The organism is Romboutsia sp. LXY-2, assembly GCF_056171995.1.
Genome location: NZ_JBKFGI010000003.1, coordinates 253,421 through 275,024 on the forward strand (window position 1 = coordinate 253,421; position 21,604 = coordinate 275,024).

Here is a 21,604-nt window from a genome sequence, read left to right on the forward strand (position 1 = left end):
ATGAATGTAAATGGTTATACAAAATAAGACACTAAAAAATCAATTATAAATGTTCATAAGGGGGAGCCGATGATAAAGATTATTGTTTGTGGATTAGGAAATACAGGAAGAGAAATCGTAAGATGTATTGAAGACAGTGACGGGGTAGAAATTTACTGTGCAGTATCAGATTATAAATTAGAAAATAAAGATTTTGATATATATACAAGCTTTAGCCAAATTCCTGGAAAAGCTGATGTTATTATTGATTTTTCAAAGGCGCAAAGGCTTGAAGAAATTATTGGATATAGTTTAAATACTAATACTCCTGTAGTAATAGGAACAACGGGTCATACTGAAGAACAAGTTGAAAAATTAAAAGAACTGTCTAATAAATTACCAGTATTTAAGTCTTCGAATACGTCTATTGGAATTACTGTAATGTTAAAGTTAGTTAGAGAAGCAACAAGGTTGCTTAGGGATTTTGATATAGAAATTATTGAAAAACATCATAATAGAAAAGAAGATTGCCCATGTGGTACAGCTTATATGACTGCAGATGTAATTAAAGAGGTAAGAAGTGAGCTTGAAAATATCTATGGCAGAGAAGGAAGACATTCAAAGAGAAAAGAAAATGAGCTAGGAATACATACTATTAGAGGTGGAACTATTATTGGAGACAATGATGTTATTTATGCAGGTGATGATGAGGTTTTAGAGATTAAGCACAAGGCACAATCAAATATGATATTTGCTAAAGGTGCAGTTATGGCGTCTAAGTTTATAGTGAATAAAGAGGTAGGATATTATAATATGGATGATGTTCTGAATTAATGTAACATTTGGTAGAAATTTGCATAATTATGTATTAAGTAAGAATATTAAGTGGGAGTAGATAATTATGACATTTGTATCAGTTTTAATGAAAAAAAGAGGATATAAAAGTATTAGTGGTAAAGAGTTAAGTAATTTGATTAATAGAAATAATGACTTAGTCATAATAGATGTAAGAGATCTAGATGAATATAATTCAGGTCATATACCACAAAGTATGAATATACCTTTAGATTCTTTTGATTATAATCTTAATAATTTATATTATTATAGAAATACTCCAATTTTAGTTTATTGTCAAAAAGGTATAAGAAGTAGTGATGCTGCTGATATTTTAGTAAATCAAGGTTTTACTAAGGTATATACAATAAGAGGAGGACTAAATAATTATAAAGGTAAGTTAGTATATTAGTGTTTATAAAAAAAGACCCTTTAGGGTCTTTTTATCATAAGGTGGTTGATTATTAATTAATACTCAATAGTAAAGTAGATTAGACAATGATAACATTAGAAATTGTTATTAGATGTTTAGAGAACCTGTATCTTATGTAAGGATATCTATACCATAAGAGCAGTATAATAAGTAACTACATAAATGTGTGTATAATACATTTATATAGTTATTTGTTATAGAAGGATGAATTTAAGTGTATTATTTTGAACACTAATATTAGCTAGGTATTATAATGATTGTTGCTGGCTTAATTTTGAAATCTTACAGATAATGCTGTGGAGGAGGAAAATGTGAAATGTTAACAATTTTATTAGGAATAGTTATATATTTTATAGGTGCTATTTGCAAGTATCTACATGATGATTATAAACAATATCCCAATATACATGTGGGTTATAAAACTAAATCTGCTATGAAAGATAATGATAGTTGGGAAGAAGCAAACTCATATTTTTATAAGATTTGTAAATTATCTGTCATATTTTCTGTGGGTTTTGTTGGATTAATTAATTTGATGGATTTTCAGATTGTAAGTTCAGTTTATGCTATAACAAGACTGTTAATAGTATTTGGACCTATAGCCTTAACTGAAATTCATCTAAATAAGTTTAATAGATACAAAGGCATAAATAATAAGTAATTAATATATGAAGGGGGAGAAAAACTTGAATTCAGATAATTTTAAAGTTAATTTATCTTTGAGTGATACAATATCAAAATTAGACAGAGGCATAGTTCATTGGAGCGTAGAAGGTGAAAGAATAGATTACCATATTATAACAGGCAATGAAATTAGTGGAGCTATTTTACTAGTATACGAAAAATACTTCTATAGGGTTGGTAATAGGATAACTCTAACTATCGTTGTTGATGATTTAACTGGGGTAACAAAAGTTCATTCTATTGGAGGGGGAGCTGCTCAAGGTATGTTCTTCAAGTTTGACTGGGGAGCAAGCAAAAGTTTTGCAGCATTACCTAGAGAAATTCTTAGTGATTATATAATACAAAATTAACATAGAGATGAATGTAGTGTGCTTTTAAAATCAGCATACATTAAGGGGATATTTATGAAGTTATGGAATAAAAACTTTTTTCTACTGTGGCAAGGTCAACTCGTATCAGTATTTGGTGATGCGCTGTATTCTATTGCCTTAGGGCTATGGGTACTTCAAGAAACTGGCTCAACTGCAATAATGGGAAGTATAATGGCTTTAGTTACCATACCTAGGATAATTTTAGGTCCTTTTGCTGGAGTTATTGTAGATAGGTCAAATAGAAAACAATTAATAGTTTTAGGTGATATTGTTAGAGGTATTGGTATGATATTTGTTGCTTTTTCAGCAATAAATGGATCTTTAAAAATATGGATGGTAATGCTGATGGGTATTATTATGGGAATATGTTCATCTTTTTTTAATCCATCAATTCAATCAGTGCTTCCAGAACTTGTACCTAAGGATAAGTTAATTAAAGCCAATTCATCGTATCAAATGGCGACAACTGGTGCAGATATAATAGGCCAATCTATCGGTGGCTTTTTATATACAATAATTGGAGCACCAGTGATGTTTTTGATTAATGGAATATCATATTTATTTTCGGCTTTTAGTGAAGGTTTTATCTCTATTCCTAAGATAGAGAAGAAGAATGTACATATTACCTTTAAAGAAGATTTTATGGAAGGTATAAGATTTATATTTAAACTTAAGGGGCTTGTAAGAAGTCTCATTATGGCATTTTTTATAAATTTTTTAGGAGGAATGATTAGAGTATTAATTATACCTTGGTTTTTAGCAGAATCATCTTTAGGTATGACTAAATATGGTGTTTTAAATGGATTTCAAAGTATTGGATTTTTGATAGGAACTTTAATATTATCCATGGTTAATATTAAACCAAAGCACAAATATAAGATATATATTTTTTCTATATTAACTTTTATGGTTCTTAGAGGTTTAGGTGCATTTATTAATGAGTTTGTGTTCATAATCTTATTTTTCACTATTAGTTATGTATTCATGTTTGTATTTAACACTGTTGCAAATTCTACAATAATGCTTCTTACACCTTCAGATAAAAGAGGTAAGGTATTTGCTACTATTGGCACTTTAGCTATGGCTATTTCTCCTATTGGAAATTTTGTAGGAGGTGTGTTAGGTGAATTTATGAATCCAAGGCTTTTGATAATTGGTAGCACTATTGTAGGAATTGTTATTATATGTTTTATTGTTATAAATCCAGAAGTTAAAGCTTTTTTAAATTATGAGGTTGAAGACGTTGAAGTCAATGAATAGGAGTTAAGCACTTGATTTTATATTAGGTGCTTATTTTAATTTTTGTATTATTTAAAACCTCATGATAAAAATAGTATAAAAAAATAAAGAAGTGATATTGACACTACCTCTACCTAGGGATACTATATAGCGGTAGTGAGTAATACAGAATACTGGTATTACTAGATAGCGAAGAGATGAATTACTTGGAAAATATTACGGAAATGTTAAAAGGTGTCCTTGAAGGCTGCGTTCTTGAAATTATAAGTCATGAGGAAACATATGGTTATGAGATTATTAAGAGGCTGAATGCTCTAGGATTTTCAGATGTTGTAGATGGGACAGTTTATACAATCTTGGTACGACTTGAAAAAAATAAATTAGTGGAAACTAAAAAGAAGAAATCAGAAATGGGACCGCCACGAAAGTTTTTTAAACTTAATGATGCAGGACGTCAGGAATTAAGAAAGTTCTGGGAAAGGTGGGAATTTGTTTCATGGAAAATAAATCAATTAAAGGAGGAAAGATAATATACTTGATAATTTTATAAAATTGATAATTGGAGACTTAGATGAGAAGAGTGAATATAAACAAATGATTAAGAGGGTTGATAAATTGCCAAGAGATTACAATTATGCGTTTAAAAAAATTCGAAAGTATATGTACACTGTTGGTGCACCTGGAGATGACATGACAATATTTACAGATATGACTATGTTTACAGATTTAATAGATTTATTTGAATTAAGGGTGTCAGATGAAAGCTCAGCAATATTTAATAGAGTTGTTTGAGACTAGTTCATAAGATGGATTGCATGTTCTTTAAGTAACAGGCGAAGATGTTGCTGATTTTTGCGACGAGTTTTTACGTGATACGAAAAAATGGACTGACAATTACCGTAAAATTAATTCGTGATATGCAAAATAATTTTGGAAAAGGAAATAAAATATAATGAAAAAATATAAAAATGAAGAATTATCAAAGGCTTTAGAAGTTGTAGTTTCGACTATCTCTAATTGCGAAAAAATACATCCAAAATTTGAGGAGGGTAGTTCTCAACATACTCTGCTTAAAAATAGAATAAAGGCACTTTATATCTCAAAAGCATTAATAACTAATGAAGATATAAGTGATACATATACAAAAGAAGAACTTTTAAAAGCTATGCCGCCTGTTACTTCAATAATAAGCAAATGTGAAAAAGGACAAAGTAAGCTTGCTGAAGGCACATCTCATCATACACGTTTTAAAAAGATAATAGATGCAATGTATATTTCTAAAGAATTAATAGAAGAAGAGATTAGTAAAAGATAAGTAAATTTGCAAATTAAAAGAGCCCCAGGTGTGGATGTCCTTAGGGCTCTAACCTCAGTGAATAATAAATAATTATTCTAATTAATATATTCTACTACATAATGAAATTTCCTTCAAGAAATTTTTATTTATTTTATTTTTTCTATAGAAGTTTTTGCAAAAGAAGTGTTTACTATATCACCATAAACTGGATCTTTATCTAATTCCCCAGCTTCTTTCATAACTGTAATTAAATTATTTAAGCTCTCTTCTGTTAAAACAGGATCAGTAGACCAAGCATCTATAGACTTATATCTATCAACAACTGCAATTAAGTCATTTAAAGATAAGTCATCAAAGAATGGTTGCATGGCTTTTGCTATATCTTCACTAGATGCGCTTTGAACCCATTGTTGGCCTTTATATACAGCGTTTGTAAATCTTTGGATTAAATCTGCGTTATCATCCATGTAAGATTTAGTAGTTGAGTATGCTGTGTATGGTATTTCTCCAGAATCTTTACCTATTGAAGCTACAATATAACCTGTGCCTGCTTTTTCCATAGCAGTTCCTGTAGGTTCAAATACTGTTGTATAATCAGCTTCTCCACCAGCAAATGCTCCAGCCATAGCAGCAAAAGCAACGTCTGTTCTTACATTTACGTCTGCACTTGAATCATTTTCAGCGATTGTTAATCCGTTTTTCTTTAATACATATTCAAAGGTCATTAGAGGAACTCCACCTTTTCTTCCTCCAAGAATTTCGCTACCTTTTAAATCAGCATAACTAAAGTTTGGCATTTCTTCTCTAGCTACTAAGAAGCTACCATCTCTCTTAGTCAATTGAGCAAAGTTTACTGCATAGTCTTCATTGCCTTGGTTATAAACATATATTGAAGCTTCAGGTCCCATAAGACCAACTTGAGCTTCCCCGGAAATTAATGCAGCCATAGTTTTATCAGCACCGTTAGTGTTTATTAAGCTAACATCAATTCCTTCATCTTTAAAAAATCCGTTTGTAATTGCCGCATATTGTGGTGCATAAAAAACAGAGTGTGTAACTTCTGCAATAGTTATTTTATCAAGTTCTTTATCTTCTGAAGGTGTAGTTGTTGTGCTACATCCAGTAAGTAGCACAGCCCCTAATGCCATTGAGCTAATTACTGCAGTTAATTTTTTGAACATAATTGTACCCCCTCAAATAAAAATTACTTAAAGAAAATTAAAGAAAAAAACATATTAAGTATAGTATATATTATTTTTAAAATAGAAATATGTTACAAACTTATGGTGATAATATTATAACTAGTAACTTGAATGATAAAATAAATTAAAAAGCTGACAGAGTATGTCAGCTTTTCTTACAAGAATTTTTGAAAGTATGAGTTTTGTATTATTAGTTTTTAGTACATTCCGTTTTGTTGGTCATTCATTTTGTTGTTTTTGTTTGGACTTTGGTTTTGTACTGAAGCATTGTATTGACGAGCTTGGTTAGCTAAGTCATTTTGAGTAAAATTGCTTTGGTTAGATAGATTTGTTAAATACTCTGAAGATGATTCTGATTGCATAGATTGCATCCCTTGGCTAGCCTCGTTAGTCATAGTGTTTTGCATAGCTTCGTTTTGTAGAGGTTGATTCATCATTGCATTATTTTGCATAGATTGATTCATCATTGTTGAGTTTTGCATTTGTTGATTTTGTTGTGAATTTCTGCTTTTTTTCATATGTATTACCACCTTTCTTAGTTTCAATAATAGGTTGTGCAAATAGTTTAATATTAAACTGATTAAAATTTTCCTATTTTAACAAATTTATTAGTGCATGATTAAATAAAAAAGCGTTAAAACCAATTATTAAATTTATAAATTGATTTTAACGCATATAATAATTTACATTAACTTACATAATTTATTAGTAATTACAAACTATGTGATGTTGATTTATTATATAAATAACTATTATCTATATTTTTTATATAGTTTTTCAATGATGTTTACTATTTCATACATAATCCATGCACAAGCAGCTAAAACGAATACTCCCATCATTACTAAGTCAAGTTTGAATACTTGGCTTCCATATACAATAAGGTATCCTATACCATATCTAGAAACTAAGAATTCACCAACAATTACACCAACCCAAGCCATACCTATGTTGATTTTTGTTAGGTTTATTAAGTTTCCTATATTTGATGGTAAAATTAGTTTAAAAAGGATTTGAGTTTTTGTAGCTCCAAAGCTTCTAAGCATTTTTATTTTTTCTTCATCTACATTAATAAAATAGTTGTAAGCGGATAAAATCGTTACAACTATTGAAATTGCAATGGCAGTAACCACAATACCTCTTACTCCAGCACCTGCCCAAACTATTATTATTGGAGCTAGGGCAGTTTTAGGAAGAGCATTTAGTACAACTAAAAATGGATCTAGGATTTTAGATAATTTTTCTGACCACCATAGTGCTATGGCTACTAAAATACCAAGACCAGTTCCTATGACAAGACCTAAAACTGTTTCATATACTGATATGCCTATGTGTTTCATTAATTCTCCTGTTGTTAGATATTTAATGAATAACTCATAAATGGCACTTGGTTTACTAAATAAAAATGTATTAATTAAATTAAAGTGTGCTAAAGCTTCCCAAATTACTAGCATTCCTATTAAAAGAAGTATTTGATATAGTAAAATTTTTCTTTTATCTTTTTTTATTTGGTGCATATAATTTAAATAGCCCTCAGATGTTTTACTTAGTCTCATAAGTATCCAACTCCTTCCATAATATATCAAAGTACTTTTGGAAATCGGGAACTTTACGAGTTTTTAAAGGTGTTTTTTCTCCTTCAATGTCTAGTTTTATATTATAGATATTTTTCACTGTTGCAGGTCTTTTAGAAAGAATTGCAACGTTATCTGACATTGAAATTGCTTCTGCTTTGTGTTCTAAAGTGCAACTTTTGATTTATATTATTGGTGGGGTTTAGTGAATTTAATTCAGGATTAAAACCAATATAGTTAATTGTTAAAGTCTTGTTACTAGAAGACCATTCAACGGATTCTAGTATAGAATTTAATAATACTTTCTTTTTATCTATATCAGCATTATCGATTTCATCATTGAATCTATTTAGATTATTTATTAAAACATCTAAGTTTAAATTTGAATTGTTTATCTCTTGATTATGTTTATTTAAAGAATCAAGTTCAGATTTTAAATTTAATATTTCATTATTAAGTATTTCTATTTTTTCAATTATAAAAGATGAAGCAGAACTATCTGTGAATTTTGCTAGTTGCATTACTAAATTATCAACAAGTGTTTCTTTTTCTTTTATAGTTGAATTTAACGAGTTTATTTTTATGTCTACATCTTTATTATTTTGTTTGTTCATTAATTTGGATTTTTCGTATTGTTTTATCATAGATTCTACATTTACATTTTTTATGCTAGAAATTACTAATGGTTCAAGTTTATCAGACCTTATATTTCCGCAGTTACAAGCAGATTTACCTAGTGTTTTTTTCCTTCCACATATATAGTAAATTATAGTTCCAGTAGCTGAATTTTTATAGGACAGTCTCATACTTGAACCACATATTGAACATTTTAAGATACCTGAAAGTAGTGTATTTGGACCAGTTCCTACTCTAGGAGCCTTATCACTATTAACATCTAATAAGTGTTGAACTCTAAGCCAATCTTCTGAGGAGATAACTCCACAATGATTTGCAATAGCAGCAATAGGTTTACTACTATTTTTACCATAGGTTAGAATGCCGTGTTTATTATCTGGAGATCCAACTACATCAAAATCTTTGCTTTTTAAATAATTGAAAACATCTTCGCTTGCATTTACATATGCTGGATTTCTCAGTAAGATAGAAACGGAACTAGGGCAAAAACTACCATTATACGGACCTTTTATGCCATTTTCGTATAAATGTTTATGAAGTTTAGTTAAAGACCCTAATTTTAGATACTTGGAGAAAATATACTTAACAACTTCCATGCTGTCTTTATCAATTTCTAATTTATACATTTTACGTTGAGACATATTTTCATCAAAGTACGTTATACTTGAAGATTTGAAGCCATAGGGCGTACGTCCACCTAACCATCTTCCTGTTTTAGCTAATTCGTACATATTATCTCTAACACGCTCAGCAATTGTTTCACGCTCTAATTGAGCAAATACAGATGAAATATATAACATAGCTCTTCCCATGGGAGTTGATGTATCAAACTGTTCTTTGATAGATACAAAGCTTATATTTAACTTATTTAAATGTTCTATAAGAGAAGAAAAATCTGATACGTTTCTAGAAATTCTATCTAATCGATAACATACTAAGCAATCAAATTTTTTACTATTAGCATCACTTAATAATTTTTTAAACATTGGTCTATTTGTGTTCCCACCAGAATAACCTTCATCTTGATATACATATATATCATCTTTTGAAACAGAGTAGTTAGAGTTAATATAATCTTGACATAATTGTATTTGGTTTTCTATTGACTCTCCTTTACCTGTAAATACAGATTTACGAGAGTAGATAGCTATTTTCATTTATGACCTCCATTCTAAATTGTAGACATATATTATTATATAATAAATTTACATATTTTGTTAATTAATATTATTATGTGATGCACTTCAATAGAAGCGTAGATAACGATAGTAACAAGATACAGTTATATTGAATATGGTAGTATAAAAGGATTCACAGGGGGATTTTATGGGCATTAGAACAGAGGATATAAAAGTACGAGTAAATTATCCGCAACAATTCTATTGGGAAGAAGAAATTGAGAGAATAAAATCGAAGTGGATTTTGGATCAACAATTAGAAATGTATGGAGAGGAAAACTTATTAGAAGTATATCCAATATGGATCCGCATCAAAGAAATTGAATCAGATGATATTACATATGAAGAAGCTAAGAAAATTGCGATAGAAGAATATAAGAATAAATGAATTTAAAAAGCTGTAGCTATGTTTATTTAATATAAACTAGCTACAGCAATATATTATTAATTATTTAAATATAATATTTATATCATTTGTTGATGAATCCCATTCAATTTTACTTACAATAAGATTAATGAAATTTAATTTAGATTCTAAAGTTTCATTTTCTAGAAAATCATCAAAATTATTTAAATAATGGTTAATACGTTCACTAACAGAACTATTTACATCAGAGGAAATTGAAGTAATAGTAACAAAGTTTTTATTTAAATTATTTATTTCAAGTGAAAGAGTCTCCATTTTTTTTATTATAGTATTAATTATAGTTGAATCTGAAGTCATACTTAAGCTATTAGTAAGATTAGATAAACTTTTATTTTTTATTTCTATATTCTTTTTTAATAAAGAAATCTCTCCTGACGTAGTATCGAAGTTAGATTTAAATAAATTATCACTTCTGAATAATTCAATTAATGTTTTTAAATCTATTTTATTAATGTAATCTATTACTAGTCTATCTACATAATTTGCATTTAAATTAGAACATGAACAGGCCTTGGCACCGAAAGTCTTTTTTGAACCACATATATAATAACTATGTTGTTTTCCATTAGTATTAGGTTTTTTATAAGAAATTCTCATATTACTTCCACATAGTTTACATTTGAGTAAACCGGATAATAGTGATTTTTTACCTGTTTTTTCTCTAGGAAATTTAGTACTATTTGTTAACAGTATATTTTGTACTTCTAGCCAAGTATCGCCATTGATAATTCCATTATGCTTTGAAATTGTTGCAATTGGCTGTATTGAAGAGGTATTATTTTTACCGTATGTAAAAAAACCATGTATATAATCAGCATCACCAATAACATTCATATTTTTATTTTCTAAAAAGGATATAATATCAGGCGTAGATTTTGCATACAGTGGGTTTCTTAATATTTTACCAAGAGTACTCAAGTCAAGTATATTACCTTGAGGACCAGTAATAGAGTTTTCATATGCGTACTTTCTTACCTTAGTTAATGATCCCAATTTGATAAATTTATTGTAAAGAAGTTTAACAATCTCAGCTTGAACTTCATCCTCAACTAAATAGGATAATGTTCTATTATCTTTTATAACTTTATTAAACTTATAGCCAAATGGAGCTGGACCACCGAGCCAACGTCCACTTTTTGCTAACTCATACATATTGTCTTTAATTCTTTCTGATATACATTCGCGTTCAAATTGAGCAAAAACTGAATACATTCCTGCCATGGCTCTTCCGGTAATACTATCTAAATCAAAATCCTGTGAGATTGATTTGAATTGAATATTATAGGTATCCAATAAATCAAGTATAGAATAAAAATCACTTGTATTTCTACAGAGTCGATCTACCTTATAAACTAAAAGTATATCAATTTTACCATCTCTGATATCACTTAATAAATTTTGGTAAGCAGGTCGGGTATCATTTTTTCCAGTGTAACCATCATCATAATATATTTTAGTTTGTGTATAATTAAAATTATTTTCACAGTAACTTCTACATAAATCTATTTGATTTTTTATAGATTCACTTTGAGATACATGTTTTGACTTTCTAGCGTAAATTGCAACTCTCATAGTATAAAACTCCTTTATTTAATATATATGAGAGTGATATTTATTGATAATAAGTTTGTAGCTTTATGTTATTTATTTTATTATTTTGAAGAAATTTGTCAAGTGGAAAATTAAAGCTTGTATTTTATAAAAATATTATATAAGATATTAGCAAAGCTATTAATAAATTTAAAAATAATTATTGCTCTCTATATAAGGATTATAATAGAGAGGACGCAATATGAAAAATATAAAAATTAAACATGAGTATAGTACAAATGAAAGTAACAAATTAGAAGAACAAAAAATTAAATGGTTTATAGAATCATTAATTGAAAAATATTCACTAGAAGCAGTTGAAATTTCAATAAATAAAATAGATAAGAATATAAATAAAGTAGCCTTATGATATAAATTCATAAGGCTACTTTATTTACAAGAATATTTATACTTTAAGTTGTTAATTAATCCCTCAGTACCGCAATAGAATACTTCGCTCATACCAATAAATTCTTTTCGTGGAATAGTAGCATATATGCTATCTGTTACATTATCTACAACATTTACAATATTTTCATCGATATCAAGACTATAATTGAAAGAAGCAAATAATTTACACATAAGTTTTATTTTTATCATATCTACATCATCAAAAAACTGCTCTATTTGACTTTCTATCACTAAATTTGGATTTATATCTATATCTTCAGATGTAGGTATAGGTGGGAACGCAGAAGCAACATCTTCTACAGGTAAATTTAAGAAGCTACATATTTTACGTAGTGTTGCGACATTAGGTGTTCTTATAGAACGCTCGTATTGTGATATAGCTTGTTCTGATACACCTACCTTATTACCTAATTCTTTCATAGTTAGTCCTTTTCTTTTTCTATAACTACGAATTAGTTCTCCTGTATTCAAGTAAATCACCTCATTATTTTAATTTAAATACTTAAGTTAGATTATATATATAATTAATAAAATAATAAAGATATATTTAATTATTTCACAAAAATTTACGAAAAGTATTGACCAGAAGAGATAAATATAATAATATCTACTCAAGGTGTTTAGTTCTAAACTTATTGTTAAGTTGAGACTGAATAATAGATGAGTGATATTTATGTTTTGTAAGTTTATTTAGTAGCTTTTAAATTATAAAATATATAATTACCTATACTTTAATATGTTTTTATATAAAAAATATATTAAATATAGATACATCTTAAATTAATAAGCTGTAAGAAGCAGTTTACTAATATGATAAATATATATATTTCTATAAATCTGTATATATAAATATATATATTTACTAGAATTTTATAGTTAAGTACATAGGAGGATAACATGAGAATAGTATGTGCAGGAGATATTGGAAATGAAAATATCCAATTAATTACATCAACAGAAAAATTTATAATGAAAAATAAAATTGATGAAGGAAAATCTATAGATATTAACTTGGCAAAAGGAAACAACACGTTTAATGTGAAATTCAGAGAAAAAACGTATGTTGTTGGAGATTATGCAGAACAGGCTAGTAATAAGATGGAAGGAAAAAATACTGAAAAGCATCTAATTGGACTTTTGACTAGTTTTAGTACCATTATTGAAAGTGGATCTGAAATTGAAATAGTAGTTGGAGAAAGTTTAAATGCATATTTTAACCAAGAACATAAAAAAAGTATAAAGAAAAATTTTATAGGTGAACATACCATAGTAATAAATGGAAAAGAATATATATATCATATCAAGGATATTCATATATTACCTGAGAGCATAGGTCATAAATTGTTAAACTATCATCAATATATGAATAATAAAGTAAGTTACACAATTGACATGGGATCATCAACTATAAATTATGGTTACTATGAAGGACTGATACCGATAGAGAGTAAATCATCAGCATATACATTAGGAATGCATAATATTATATCGAATATAATAAAAAGTTTTTCTAGAAATGGGGGACCAGCTAATTGTAGTAACCAACAAGTGAAAGAATACATAGAGAATGGATGTAAAAACATAAAGCTAGGCAAAATTGTTGAAACTGAAATTAATAGACAGTTTGAAAAATTAGAGTCAATGTTAGAAGCGGATGGTGTAAAAATACTGGATATGGATGAAATAGAGTTTTGTGGTGGAGTAGCACTGACATTAAAAAAATATATAATAAGTAGATATAGTAATGCAATAATAGTTGAAGATCCTTTATGGAGTAATGTAAAAGGATACTTTAAGTTTGCACAACAAAAATTCAATAGATAGGATGTTTATAGGAGTTTAAAATATGGATAAATTAAATGATAAAAAATTAGGATTATATTTATCTTTTAAAAGAAATGAAATTGAATTATACGAAAAAATAAAAAGCACTAGCAATTATTCACAATTAATAAAAAAATTATTAAAATCATACTTTGATAATCAGTGTGAAGATAATATAAATTCTGAATATGAAAATACACTTAAATTAACTGTAGAGGATCTATGTAAAATAATATCTAGTGTTAATATATCTAATACTAATCCCATAATAGCAAAGTTAGATGTAGAAAAAAGCGATGAAAAGAGCAATGATGATAAAAATTATATACCTGAGGATATGCTAGCTGGTTTATAACTAGTTAGCATTATAATTACAAATAATGTTTTTTAATAGCTTTAATAAGCATACTAGAAAACTATTCATGGATGATATAGATAAGCATAATGTTTTAGCTTGGATAATATATCAAACGAATTATGATAAGTATGGATATAAAGAACTTAGCCGATATCAGTGTTATATTAGTTCGTCTATTATATCTAAATCAACAAAGATAAATATTACAAAGGCAAAAAGGCTATTAAAGGAATTAGAGATAGAAGGATATTTTGATTATCATTTTAAATCAAATGGAGGAAATAATAGGCCGAGTATAATTAATGTTAACTATAAATTATGGTGTGAATTAGAAAATGAACCGGTATATAACCCAGTAAAAAATCCAGTTATTAAAGATGCTATAAGCACTGAAAATGCTGGTAAAATAGTGTACTTTAAAAAAAGTAAAGAACTAGATTATGATCTAGAAAGTGAACACTTATCTAAAAATACATCTAAAAATATATATTATGAAATTAAAGAAAAATTTAACTCAACATGCCTTAAACTAGATAAAGTTAAAATGATAGGTAATGAAAGAGAAAGCGCCATACAAAAGTTATTAGATGTAGCTGATAATAACTTAAATATCATTTTTGAAGTATTTGAAATCGCTTCAGCATGCAAGTTTTTAAATGGTGAAAGTGATAGCGGATGGAGAGCTAATTTTGATTGGATAATTAACCTTGATAATTTCATTAAGATATATGAAGGCAAATACAATAATAAAGAAGAAGTCTATTCAAATAAAACAAAGAAATACGATGAATATGGATATGAAATAATTTAGCATAGAAAGGTATAAAATGACAATAATTAAGAATATAACGGATACAGAAGCGATAGAATCAACAATAAATGATATGGAGGAAGTAAGAATATCTCCTCATAGCATTGAAGTAGAACAAAGTATATTAGGTAGTATACTATTAAAACCAGTACTTATAGGAATAGGATCAAAAAGGATAAAATCAAATTATTTTTATAAGGCGGCTCATCAAATAATTTTTGAATGTATGATAGAATTATTTGAACGAAGCATACCTATAGATGTAATGACACTCACTCAAAGATTAAAAGAAAAGGGATATTTAGAGAATATAGGCGGTATTAGCTATTTAACTAGTTTAACGACAATTGTTCCAACGACAAGTAATTATAACTATTATATGGATATTATCATAGAGAAGTATACTAGAAGAGAAGGTATAAAGTTTATAAATTACGTTAAGGAATTGTTATATAGTGGCACGATAGAAGATATAGAGAAGGGGATAGTAGATTTTAAAAATATGATTTCAAATAGAAAAAATATTGAGGAATTATATATCGATGCATCCACAATCAAAAAAAGCAATGATCTTGGGGAATTTATATCCACAGGATTTAATACACTAGATTCGATGCTAGCAGGAGGATTTAGAGCTACGTCATTAACTATACTTACAGGAGAGCCTGGTAGTGGAAAAAGTACATTAATAAATCAAATATTAGCTGGAGCTATTTCTGATGGTCATAAAACATTTCTATATAGTGGTGAATTACCCAGCAATGACTTAATGAAATGGTTCAACGTAACAGTTGCTAATACATATCACGTAGTAGATAAAGTAGATAATAGAGGTCTTAGATATAAAGATGTTACGGATTACTGCTGGGATATTGTTGGAGAATGGACAAAAGAGAAGCTAATGATATACGGAGATGATTCAATAGCCAATAAAAATAATATACTTGCAACAATAGAACATTTAGTAAATAGTAAAAATATAAAATTATTTATTTTAGACAATTTAATGACATTTGATCTTGATGAATATGACAAGCAATATCAGCAACAAAAAAAACTATGCCTAGAATTGAAGGCATTAGCTAAGAAATATAGAGTATCTATAATATTAGTTGCACACCCTAAGAAGCCCTCAGGTTCAGAAAAACCAACAATTTATGATGTAGCAGGGGCTAGTGAAATAGTAGGAAGCGCAGATACTGTAATAAGAACCATGAGATCGGAAAATGAAGATAGTGACTCAGATTCTAGAATATTGTTACTAAAAAACAGATGGGGAGGGATAACAAATAGAGCTTTAACTGTTAAATTTGATTTTAATAGAAAAAGATTTTATAGTAATGAATACGAGAGAGAAAGAGATTACGGATACGATAAAAACAAACAATATGTACAAGTAGATATTGAATCACCATTTTAATAAATTAAAATGTACATTACAATAATTAAAGTTTAGATAGATCAAATAAACTCTAAATGGATTTAATCAAATATAAATCCACTTAGAGTTTGTTTTTATTAGAGGGTTCAAATATCAATTTAATATGGTAGAGAAGTACATTCATATAAATCTTCTAATTTTACATTAAAAGCGGTTGCAAAATATAATAATTCGTAGTCATATACTTCTCTCTTATGAGTTTCAATCCTAGCTAAGGATGCTTGATCTAAGCTAAGACCTAAAATGTTAAGTTTGGCAATTAAATCTCTCTGGCTTAAATTATTTAATTTTCGATATTTCTTTATGCTTCCCCCAACTAAATTTCTTTTATCCATATAAAAACTCCCTAACTTATAGTTTATTATATATAAAACCTATACTTGTATATATTTTTCTAGGTTTTATATATATGTATGATTTTACAATAATTACATATACTAATTGATGAGGTAACCTCATCAAAAACAAATTTTTGTAAAATAGGAGGATAATATGAGTGGTAAATATACCCCTGAGGTAAAAGATTGTTCTATATTTAAAGAAATAGCACACAATACAATTAATCCACTAGAAATAATAAGAGAAGCTGTAAGCAACTCAGATGATGCAAATGCAAATCAAATATATATATCAATAGATCGCAACTCAAACGGTCAATTAGTGATAAGCATCGAAGATAATGGAGAAGGTATGGGAGTAGATGAACTTCATAAGTTTTATAATCTAGGATTTTCAAACAAGAGCATAGACAAAATAGGAGAAAAAGGATTAGGAACTAAAACATTTTATAAAAGTGAAGAGATACATATAGAAACTTACAGTAAAGAAGGCATATTATATATATCTGACATGTATCAACCATGGAAAAAGCTAGAAAAAAATGAAATACCAGAATATGAAATTAGGGAGTGTGATGGAGAAGGAAAGAGAGGAACAAAAGTAATAATTACTGATTATAAAGTTGATAATCCAGAAGTTTTTTTCAATATAGACTCAATAAAAGATTATATACAATGGTTTACAATTGGAGGCAGTTTTAGAAATGTTTTTGCAAATAGAATTAATGTAAAACAACAAATAAACAATATAGACATAGTACCTCAAATAATAATTGATGATAAAATAAATACGAAATCAGAAGTTATTGTAGGAATGCACCAATTTGAAGAACCAAATGAGAATCCTATAGTGGATAGCAAGGATGCTATAATTAAGAAATCTGATGATTATGCAAGAGCATTTGGACCATTTAATAGAGAAACAAATATAAATGGAGAGTTTGTCTCTGTACAAATATATGGAATGATAAGTGGAAAGAATGCGAAAAAGAAAGTGTGTAATTTAAAGAAGGGAGAAACCTATAAAGATAGATTTGGAATATATTTATGTAAGGACTTTATAGCTTGTGTAAAAAAAGATAGCTTATTAAATACAGATGACTTTCATCATTATCATATAATGGCGAATTCTCAGAATTTCAAACTGACTTCGGATAGAAATAATATATCGAATATAGATGATGTTAAAGTAAAATGGGTTTTAGATGAAATAAAAGATGTTATAGAAAATCAAATAAAGCCAATTGCACTTAGAGAATATTTCAACATGATAAAGCGTGAAGAAGAGGAATATAAAGAAAGAATTAAATGCCATAAAACTAAAAATAAAATGAAAAAAATAGAAAAAAGTGAAGATTTAGCAATAGATGAATTAGCTATGGTTAAAGTGCCTCGTAATGAGTTTGAAACAGCATTATTATTAAGTTCTATACTATCAAATGTAGAATTTAGGGAATATATACCTGAGATAAAAAATATATTGTCATATTCATTGAAAACACCAACTGATATGATATGCTACAATAAAGATAATACTAAAGTCTTAGTTGAAGTTGAACTTAAATTAAGTAATTTTTTTACACATAAACATCCTATCGATACAGTTGATTATATTGTATGTTGGAACATAGACATAGATGAGCACAAAATACATAAGGTAAATGATAATAGTTGTATATTTATTAATGGAGAGCAGCGCAAATTTTTAACATTTGATGAAAAAGAATTAGAAGTGATAGAATTAAAATCTATAATAGATAAAATAAGTAAGTCAATACAATTTGTATAGAAATTATAAAATAAAGTCCTTAGATATACGTACATATCTAAGGGCTTATTATTTAGAAACTCAACTCAAGGTCATTATTACACATTCTATAAATCTGCATATTAAACGCATTAAAAGAACAGTCTGCATATTCTAACTTAAGAAAATAATCTTCATTTAAAATACTTTTAATTTCATCTTTAGCAAACTCTAAAGCATCAGCAAATTTTGAATAAAAATGCGTTTGTGTAGTAGGTATTATATGAATTTATAAAAAATAATTCTTTTGAAAACTAGTGATTTCAATGTATTTAAAAAGTTAACATGTTTTGGGGAAATATGGGGAGATGAACACAAAAATTAGTTTTTATAGGAGCATTTAACAATAAAGATTACGTAATAATTACTAGACTAAGTATATATCTTAGTAACAGCTTAGCAATTTGATAAGCAGTCATAGAACTCAAATATGGTTATTATAAATTTTATATAGTATAGAATAAAGTAGGAGGTGAAGAGATGAATTTGATAAGCAAAGCTAAATTTATAAATAATTTAAAGGAATCATATATAAATATACAAAGTATATCAGATCGTAGGCTAGATTATAAATATTTAGAATATAATTTGTTTATAATTTTGATGAAGCATAGAAAGGAACATGATTTTACAGAATTAGGTATTCCTAAAAAGCTAGAGATTAATATGTTGGAATTAGATGGTTACTACGATATATTAAAACAAACGCATGTAACTTTAAATGCAGAGTTATTTAGATTATATAGAAGTGGGTATTTTAAAGAGTCTGAGTTTATAGATTACGTAATAATTACACTTAATAGATACAAAAGTGGCACAGCTAAAATTGTTGATTTAGTTAATGAAACAAGAAAGATGAGATTAGATTATGAAAAAGGGCTTCAAGAATTAAAACAATATTAATAAAACACTGTAAAACAGCTAAAATTGTACAAGGATAAAATTCTATTGTAATATATAAATATAGATTTAATAACAAACAAAAATATCAATTTTATTACATCAGATATGAGAAGGGATCGATAAAGTGTATGATTTTAAATGGAGAATTTTTTAGTGAAAAAAAGAAAGAATATAGCGATAATACCTTAAAATGTATAACTACATCAGTTGAAAAATTAGATGAAATAGAAGATAGACCATTAATGCTATTAGGAAGAATACAAAGTGGTAAAACAAAATCGTTTATTGGTGTTATATCTTTAGCATTTGATAATGGATATGACTTATCAGTAGTTTTAACGAAAAACTCTAATGCACTTGCTAAACAAACAGTAGCTAGAATGAAACAAGAATTTGAAGCTTTTAGAGATGATGATATAGTAGAAATATTTGATATAATGTGCATGCCACCAAATATGTCAAAGTTCGAACTAGATAAAAAGATGATAATAGTAGTTAAAAAAGAAAAAAATAATCTACCAAAATTAATGAAGTTCATAGAAAAGTATTCACTTAATAAAAATAAGAAATGCTTAATTATAGATGATGAAGCAGATTTTTGTAGTATAGGTTACGATAAAAATAAAGACACTCAAGATTTTGATCTTAGAAAAATTGCATCACAAATAAATGATTTAAGATTACATCTGACATGTAGGTTTATACAAGTAACGGCTACACCATATTCTTTATATCTTCAACCTGATACCATAGACCTAGGAACAGATTTAGAAATAAAAGCTGTAAAACCAGCAGATACGGTTTTAGTACCACATGGAGAAGGTTATATAGGAGGGGATTACTATTTTAACAGAGAAAAGCATCCATTAGGAGATTATCTATTCCAAGCTATAGATGAAGATGAATTACAAATAATAAAAAGCAGTGATAGAAGAAGATTTAAAGAAGAAGAAGTATTAATAAGTAATAAAGTTGAAGGGCTAAGAACAGCAGTTATAAACTTTATCGTAGCAGGATGTATAAGGATAATACAAAATGGAGGAAATCCAAGAGGAAAGAAGAATAAATTTAGCTTTATAATTCATACAGAGATAGCTAAAGCTGCTCATAATAGACAAGAAAATATAATTTCAGAACTAATAGAAAAATTAGAAGAAGAAGCTAATAATGAAAGTAGTTTATTAAATAAATACATTTATGAAGGATATGATAACTTAATTGAATCTGTAGCTAAATATGGATTTATAACTCCGAGTAGAAAAGAAGTAAGAAAATATGTTATAAGAGCAATAAAAGACCAATGGCTAAGTAAAGTTATAGTTAACTCTGAAAATGATATAAATGCTTTGTTAGATGATGATGGGCAACTTAGGCTTAGGACGCCATTAAATATATTCATAGGAGGTCAGATACTAGATAGAGGAATAACAATATCAAACCTTATAGGATTTTACTATGGTAGATCTCCACAAAAAATGCAACAGGATACTGTATTACAGCACTCAAGAATGTATGGGTATAGAAGTAAAGAAGATCTAGCTGTAACTAGATTTTATACAACTAGGGATTTATATAATAGAATGTCCAATATAAATGATTTTGATTCAAAATTAAGAGAAGATTTTGAGCAAGGTAATTTTGAAAAAGGTGTAATATTTATAAGTAAAGATGAAAGAGGAAATATAATTCCATGTTCTCCTCAGAAAATAAGAATTAGTAATACTAAAGTATTAAAACCAGGAAAAACAGTGTGTCCGGTAGGTTTCCAAACAGGATATAAAACTTATATTAAAAAGGATATAGAAAAAATTGATCAAATTTTGAGAAGATATAATAATGGAGAGATAGCTGGTAAATTTAAAATAACAACAGAAGATGCTTGTGAAATAGTAAAGTTAATATATAATACGATAGAAATAGAAAGTGATAACTGTATTGATAAAGGTGCATTTACTTCGTTAATAAACTATTTAAGTTCAGATGAAGTAAATGTTTATTGTGGAGTAGATAGAAATATAAGTAGATTAAGAAAGACATCAAGATATTACTCAGATATGCCTTACAATAGAGATAATGATTTAAGGACGGCTAAGGAAATGGCTACTAAAAATCCGACTTTAATGTTAATGAAACAAAATGGTAAAGAGGAAAATGGGTGGAGAGGTGCTGAGTTTTATTGGCCAGTTTTAGTAACTCAAAATAAAATTAATACAGCAGTATATACATCTGAGATGCTATGTTAAATAAAAAATTTAATATAAATACAA

At 27.7% G+C, this 21,604-nt stretch carries 25 protein-coding genes and 1 pseudogene; 18 read left to right on the forward strand and 8 right to left on the reverse strand.

Annotated elements, in window-relative coordinates; translation table 11 throughout:
- Positions 1–69 precede the first annotated feature (69 nt).
- The 9 genes and pseudogenes from dapB (at position 70) to ACI48P_RS07120 (ending at position 4,855) form a co-directional block, all read left to right on the forward strand.
- Positions 70–813, forward strand: coding sequence for a 4-hydroxy-tetrahydrodipicolinate reductase (gene dapB, locus ACI48P_RS07080; RefSeq protein WP_475214784.1), 744 nt, complete (start codon positions 70–72; stop codon positions 811–813).
- A gap of 67 nt (positions 814–880) precedes the next feature.
- A complete protein-coding gene (locus tag ACI48P_RS07085) occupies positions 881–1,225 on the forward strand; it encodes a rhodanese-like domain-containing protein (RefSeq protein ID WP_475214785.1) in 345 nt (114 codons plus the stop codon).
- Between the two features lie 337 nt (positions 1,226–1,562).
- Complete coding sequence (locus ACI48P_RS07090) at positions 1,563–1,907, forward strand: hypothetical protein (protein ID WP_475214786.1); 345 nt, start codon at positions 1,563–1,565, stop codon at positions 1,905–1,907.
- A gap of 25 nt (positions 1,908–1,932) precedes the next feature.
- Positions 1,933–2,280: a DUF6054 family protein gene (locus tag ACI48P_RS07095; RefSeq protein WP_475214787.1), complete on the forward strand. Its 348-nt coding sequence runs from the start codon at positions 1,933–1,935 to the stop codon at positions 2,278–2,280.
- Positions 2,281–2,334: 54 nt separating this feature from the next.
- Positions 2,335–3,561, forward strand: a complete 1,227-nt coding sequence (locus ACI48P_RS07100) for an MFS transporter (RefSeq protein WP_475214788.1) — start codon at positions 2,335–2,337, stop codon at positions 3,559–3,561.
- Between the two features lie 185 nt (positions 3,562–3,746).
- Positions 3,747–4,070 (forward strand): PadR family transcriptional regulator, encoded by a 324-nt coding sequence (locus ACI48P_RS07105; RefSeq protein WP_475214789.1) that lies wholly within the window; start codon positions 3,747–3,749, stop codon positions 4,068–4,070.
- Positions 4,071–4,092: 22 nt separating this feature from the next.
- The gene (locus ACI48P_RS07110; protein WP_475214790.1) at positions 4,093–4,332 is read left to right on the forward strand and encodes a DUF1048 domain-containing protein; all 240 of its coding nucleotides are present in this window, start codon (positions 4,093–4,095) and stop codon (positions 4,330–4,332) included.
- Between the two features lie 46 nt (positions 4,333–4,378).
- A pseudogene (locus ACI48P_RS07115) lies at positions 4,379–4,456 on the forward strand (hypothetical protein); the annotation flags it as partial.
- A 36-nt stretch (positions 4,457–4,492) separates the two neighbouring features.
- A complete protein-coding gene (locus tag ACI48P_RS07120) occupies positions 4,493–4,855 on the forward strand; it encodes a hypothetical protein (RefSeq protein WP_475214791.1) in 363 nt (120 codons plus the stop codon).
- Between the two features lie 128 nt (positions 4,856–4,983).
- Here ACI48P_RS07120 and ACI48P_RS07125 read toward each other — a convergent pair whose 3' ends face one another.
- The 5 genes from ACI48P_RS07125 to ACI48P_RS07145 all read right to left on the reverse strand — a co-directional run bounded on the left by ACI48P_RS07125 (position 4,984) and on the right by ACI48P_RS07145 (position 9,406).
- Positions 4,984–6,018, reverse strand: coding sequence for an ABC transporter substrate-binding protein (locus ACI48P_RS07125; RefSeq protein WP_475214792.1), 1,035 nt, complete (start codon positions 6,016–6,018; stop codon positions 4,984–4,986).
- A 218-nt stretch (positions 6,019–6,236) separates the two neighbouring features.
- Positions 6,237–6,557: a hypothetical protein gene (locus ACI48P_RS07130; protein WP_475214793.1), complete on the reverse strand. Its 321-nt coding sequence runs from the start codon at positions 6,555–6,557 to the stop codon at positions 6,237–6,239.
- Between the two features lie 234 nt (positions 6,558–6,791).
- Positions 6,792–7,595, reverse strand: a complete 804-nt coding sequence (locus ACI48P_RS07135; protein WP_475214794.1) for an ABC transporter permease — start codon at positions 7,593–7,595, stop codon at positions 6,792–6,794.
- On the reverse strand, positions 7,582–7,755 hold the full coding sequence (locus ACI48P_RS07140; RefSeq protein ID WP_475214795.1) for a hypothetical protein: 174 nt from the start codon (positions 7,753–7,755) through the stop codon (positions 7,582–7,584). The genes ACI48P_RS07135 and ACI48P_RS07140 overlap by 14 nt, the downstream gene beginning before the upstream one ends.
- On the reverse strand, positions 7,745–9,406 hold the full coding sequence (locus ACI48P_RS07145) for a recombinase family protein (protein ID WP_475214796.1): 1,662 nt from the start codon (positions 9,404–9,406) through the stop codon (positions 7,745–7,747). Before ACI48P_RS07145 ends, ACI48P_RS07140 begins: the two co-directional genes overlap by 11 nt.
- Positions 9,407–9,575: 169 nt before the next feature.
- Between ACI48P_RS07145 and ACI48P_RS07150 the strand changes: the two genes are divergently transcribed.
- The gene (locus tag ACI48P_RS07150; RefSeq protein ID WP_475214797.1) at positions 9,576–9,815 is read left to right on the forward strand and encodes a hypothetical protein; all 240 of its coding nucleotides are present in this window, start codon (positions 9,576–9,578) and stop codon (positions 9,813–9,815) included.
- A 60-nt stretch (positions 9,816–9,875) separates the two neighbouring features.
- On the opposite strand, the gene ACI48P_RS07155 is transcribed toward ACI48P_RS07150, so the two are convergent.
- The gene (locus ACI48P_RS07155; RefSeq protein ID WP_475214798.1) at positions 9,876–11,426 is read right to left on the reverse strand and encodes a recombinase family protein; all 1,551 of its coding nucleotides are present in this window, start codon (positions 11,424–11,426) and stop codon (positions 9,876–9,878) included.
- 220 nt (positions 11,427–11,646) lie between these two features.
- On the opposite strand from ACI48P_RS07155, the gene ACI48P_RS07160 reads away from it, so the two are divergent.
- Positions 11,647–11,814, forward strand: a complete 168-nt coding sequence (locus tag ACI48P_RS07160) for a hypothetical protein (RefSeq protein WP_475214799.1) — start codon at positions 11,647–11,649, stop codon at positions 11,812–11,814.
- Between the two features lie 20 nt (positions 11,815–11,834).
- On the opposite strand, the gene ACI48P_RS07165 is transcribed toward ACI48P_RS07160, so the two are convergent.
- Positions 11,835–12,326: a helix-turn-helix domain-containing protein gene (locus ACI48P_RS07165; protein ID WP_475214800.1), complete on the reverse strand. Its 492-nt coding sequence runs from the start codon at positions 12,324–12,326 to the stop codon at positions 11,835–11,837.
- 426 nt (positions 12,327–12,752) lie between these two features.
- On the opposite strand from ACI48P_RS07165, the gene ACI48P_RS07170 reads away from it, so the two are divergent.
- From ACI48P_RS07170 to ACI48P_RS07185, 4 genes are all read left to right on the forward strand, one after another.
- Positions 12,753–13,679 (forward strand): ParM/StbA family protein, encoded by a 927-nt coding sequence (locus ACI48P_RS07170; protein ID WP_475214801.1) that lies wholly within the window; start codon positions 12,753–12,755, stop codon positions 13,677–13,679.
- A gap of 22 nt (positions 13,680–13,701) precedes the next feature.
- Positions 13,702–14,034, forward strand: a complete 333-nt coding sequence (locus ACI48P_RS07175; RefSeq protein WP_475214802.1) for a hypothetical protein — start codon at positions 13,702–13,704, stop codon at positions 14,032–14,034.
- A gap of 67 nt (positions 14,035–14,101) precedes the next feature.
- A complete protein-coding gene (locus tag ACI48P_RS07180; RefSeq protein WP_475214803.1) occupies positions 14,102–14,848 on the forward strand; it encodes a hypothetical protein in 747 nt (248 codons plus the stop codon).
- A gap of 16 nt (positions 14,849–14,864) precedes the next feature.
- On the forward strand, positions 14,865–16,268 hold the full coding sequence (locus ACI48P_RS07185) for a DnaB-like helicase N-terminal domain-containing protein (protein ID WP_475214804.1): 1,404 nt from the start codon (positions 14,865–14,867) through the stop codon (positions 16,266–16,268).
- 119 nt (positions 16,269–16,387) lie between these two features.
- On the opposite strand, the gene ACI48P_RS07190 is transcribed toward ACI48P_RS07185, so the two are convergent.
- A complete protein-coding gene (locus ACI48P_RS07190; protein ID WP_475214805.1) occupies positions 16,388–16,624 on the reverse strand; it encodes a helix-turn-helix domain-containing protein in 237 nt (78 codons plus the stop codon).
- Between the two features lie 157 nt (positions 16,625–16,781).
- On the opposite strand from ACI48P_RS07190, the gene ACI48P_RS07195 reads away from it, so the two are divergent.
- The 3 genes from ACI48P_RS07195 to ACI48P_RS07205 all read left to right on the forward strand — a co-directional run bounded on the left by ACI48P_RS07195 (position 16,782) and on the right by ACI48P_RS07205 (position 21,580).
- On the forward strand, positions 16,782–18,416 hold the full coding sequence (locus ACI48P_RS07195) for an ATP-binding protein (RefSeq protein ID WP_475214806.1): 1,635 nt from the start codon (positions 16,782–16,784) through the stop codon (positions 18,414–18,416).
- A 498-nt stretch (positions 18,417–18,914) separates the two neighbouring features.
- Positions 18,915–19,337, forward strand: coding sequence for a hypothetical protein (locus ACI48P_RS07200; protein ID WP_475214807.1), 423 nt, complete (start codon positions 18,915–18,917; stop codon positions 19,335–19,337).
- A gap of 128 nt (positions 19,338–19,465) precedes the next feature.
- A complete protein-coding gene (locus tag ACI48P_RS07205; RefSeq protein ID WP_475214808.1) occupies positions 19,466–21,580 on the forward strand; it encodes a Z1 domain-containing protein in 2,115 nt (704 codons plus the stop codon).
- The last annotated feature ends 24 nt before the right edge of the window (positions 21,581–21,604 follow it).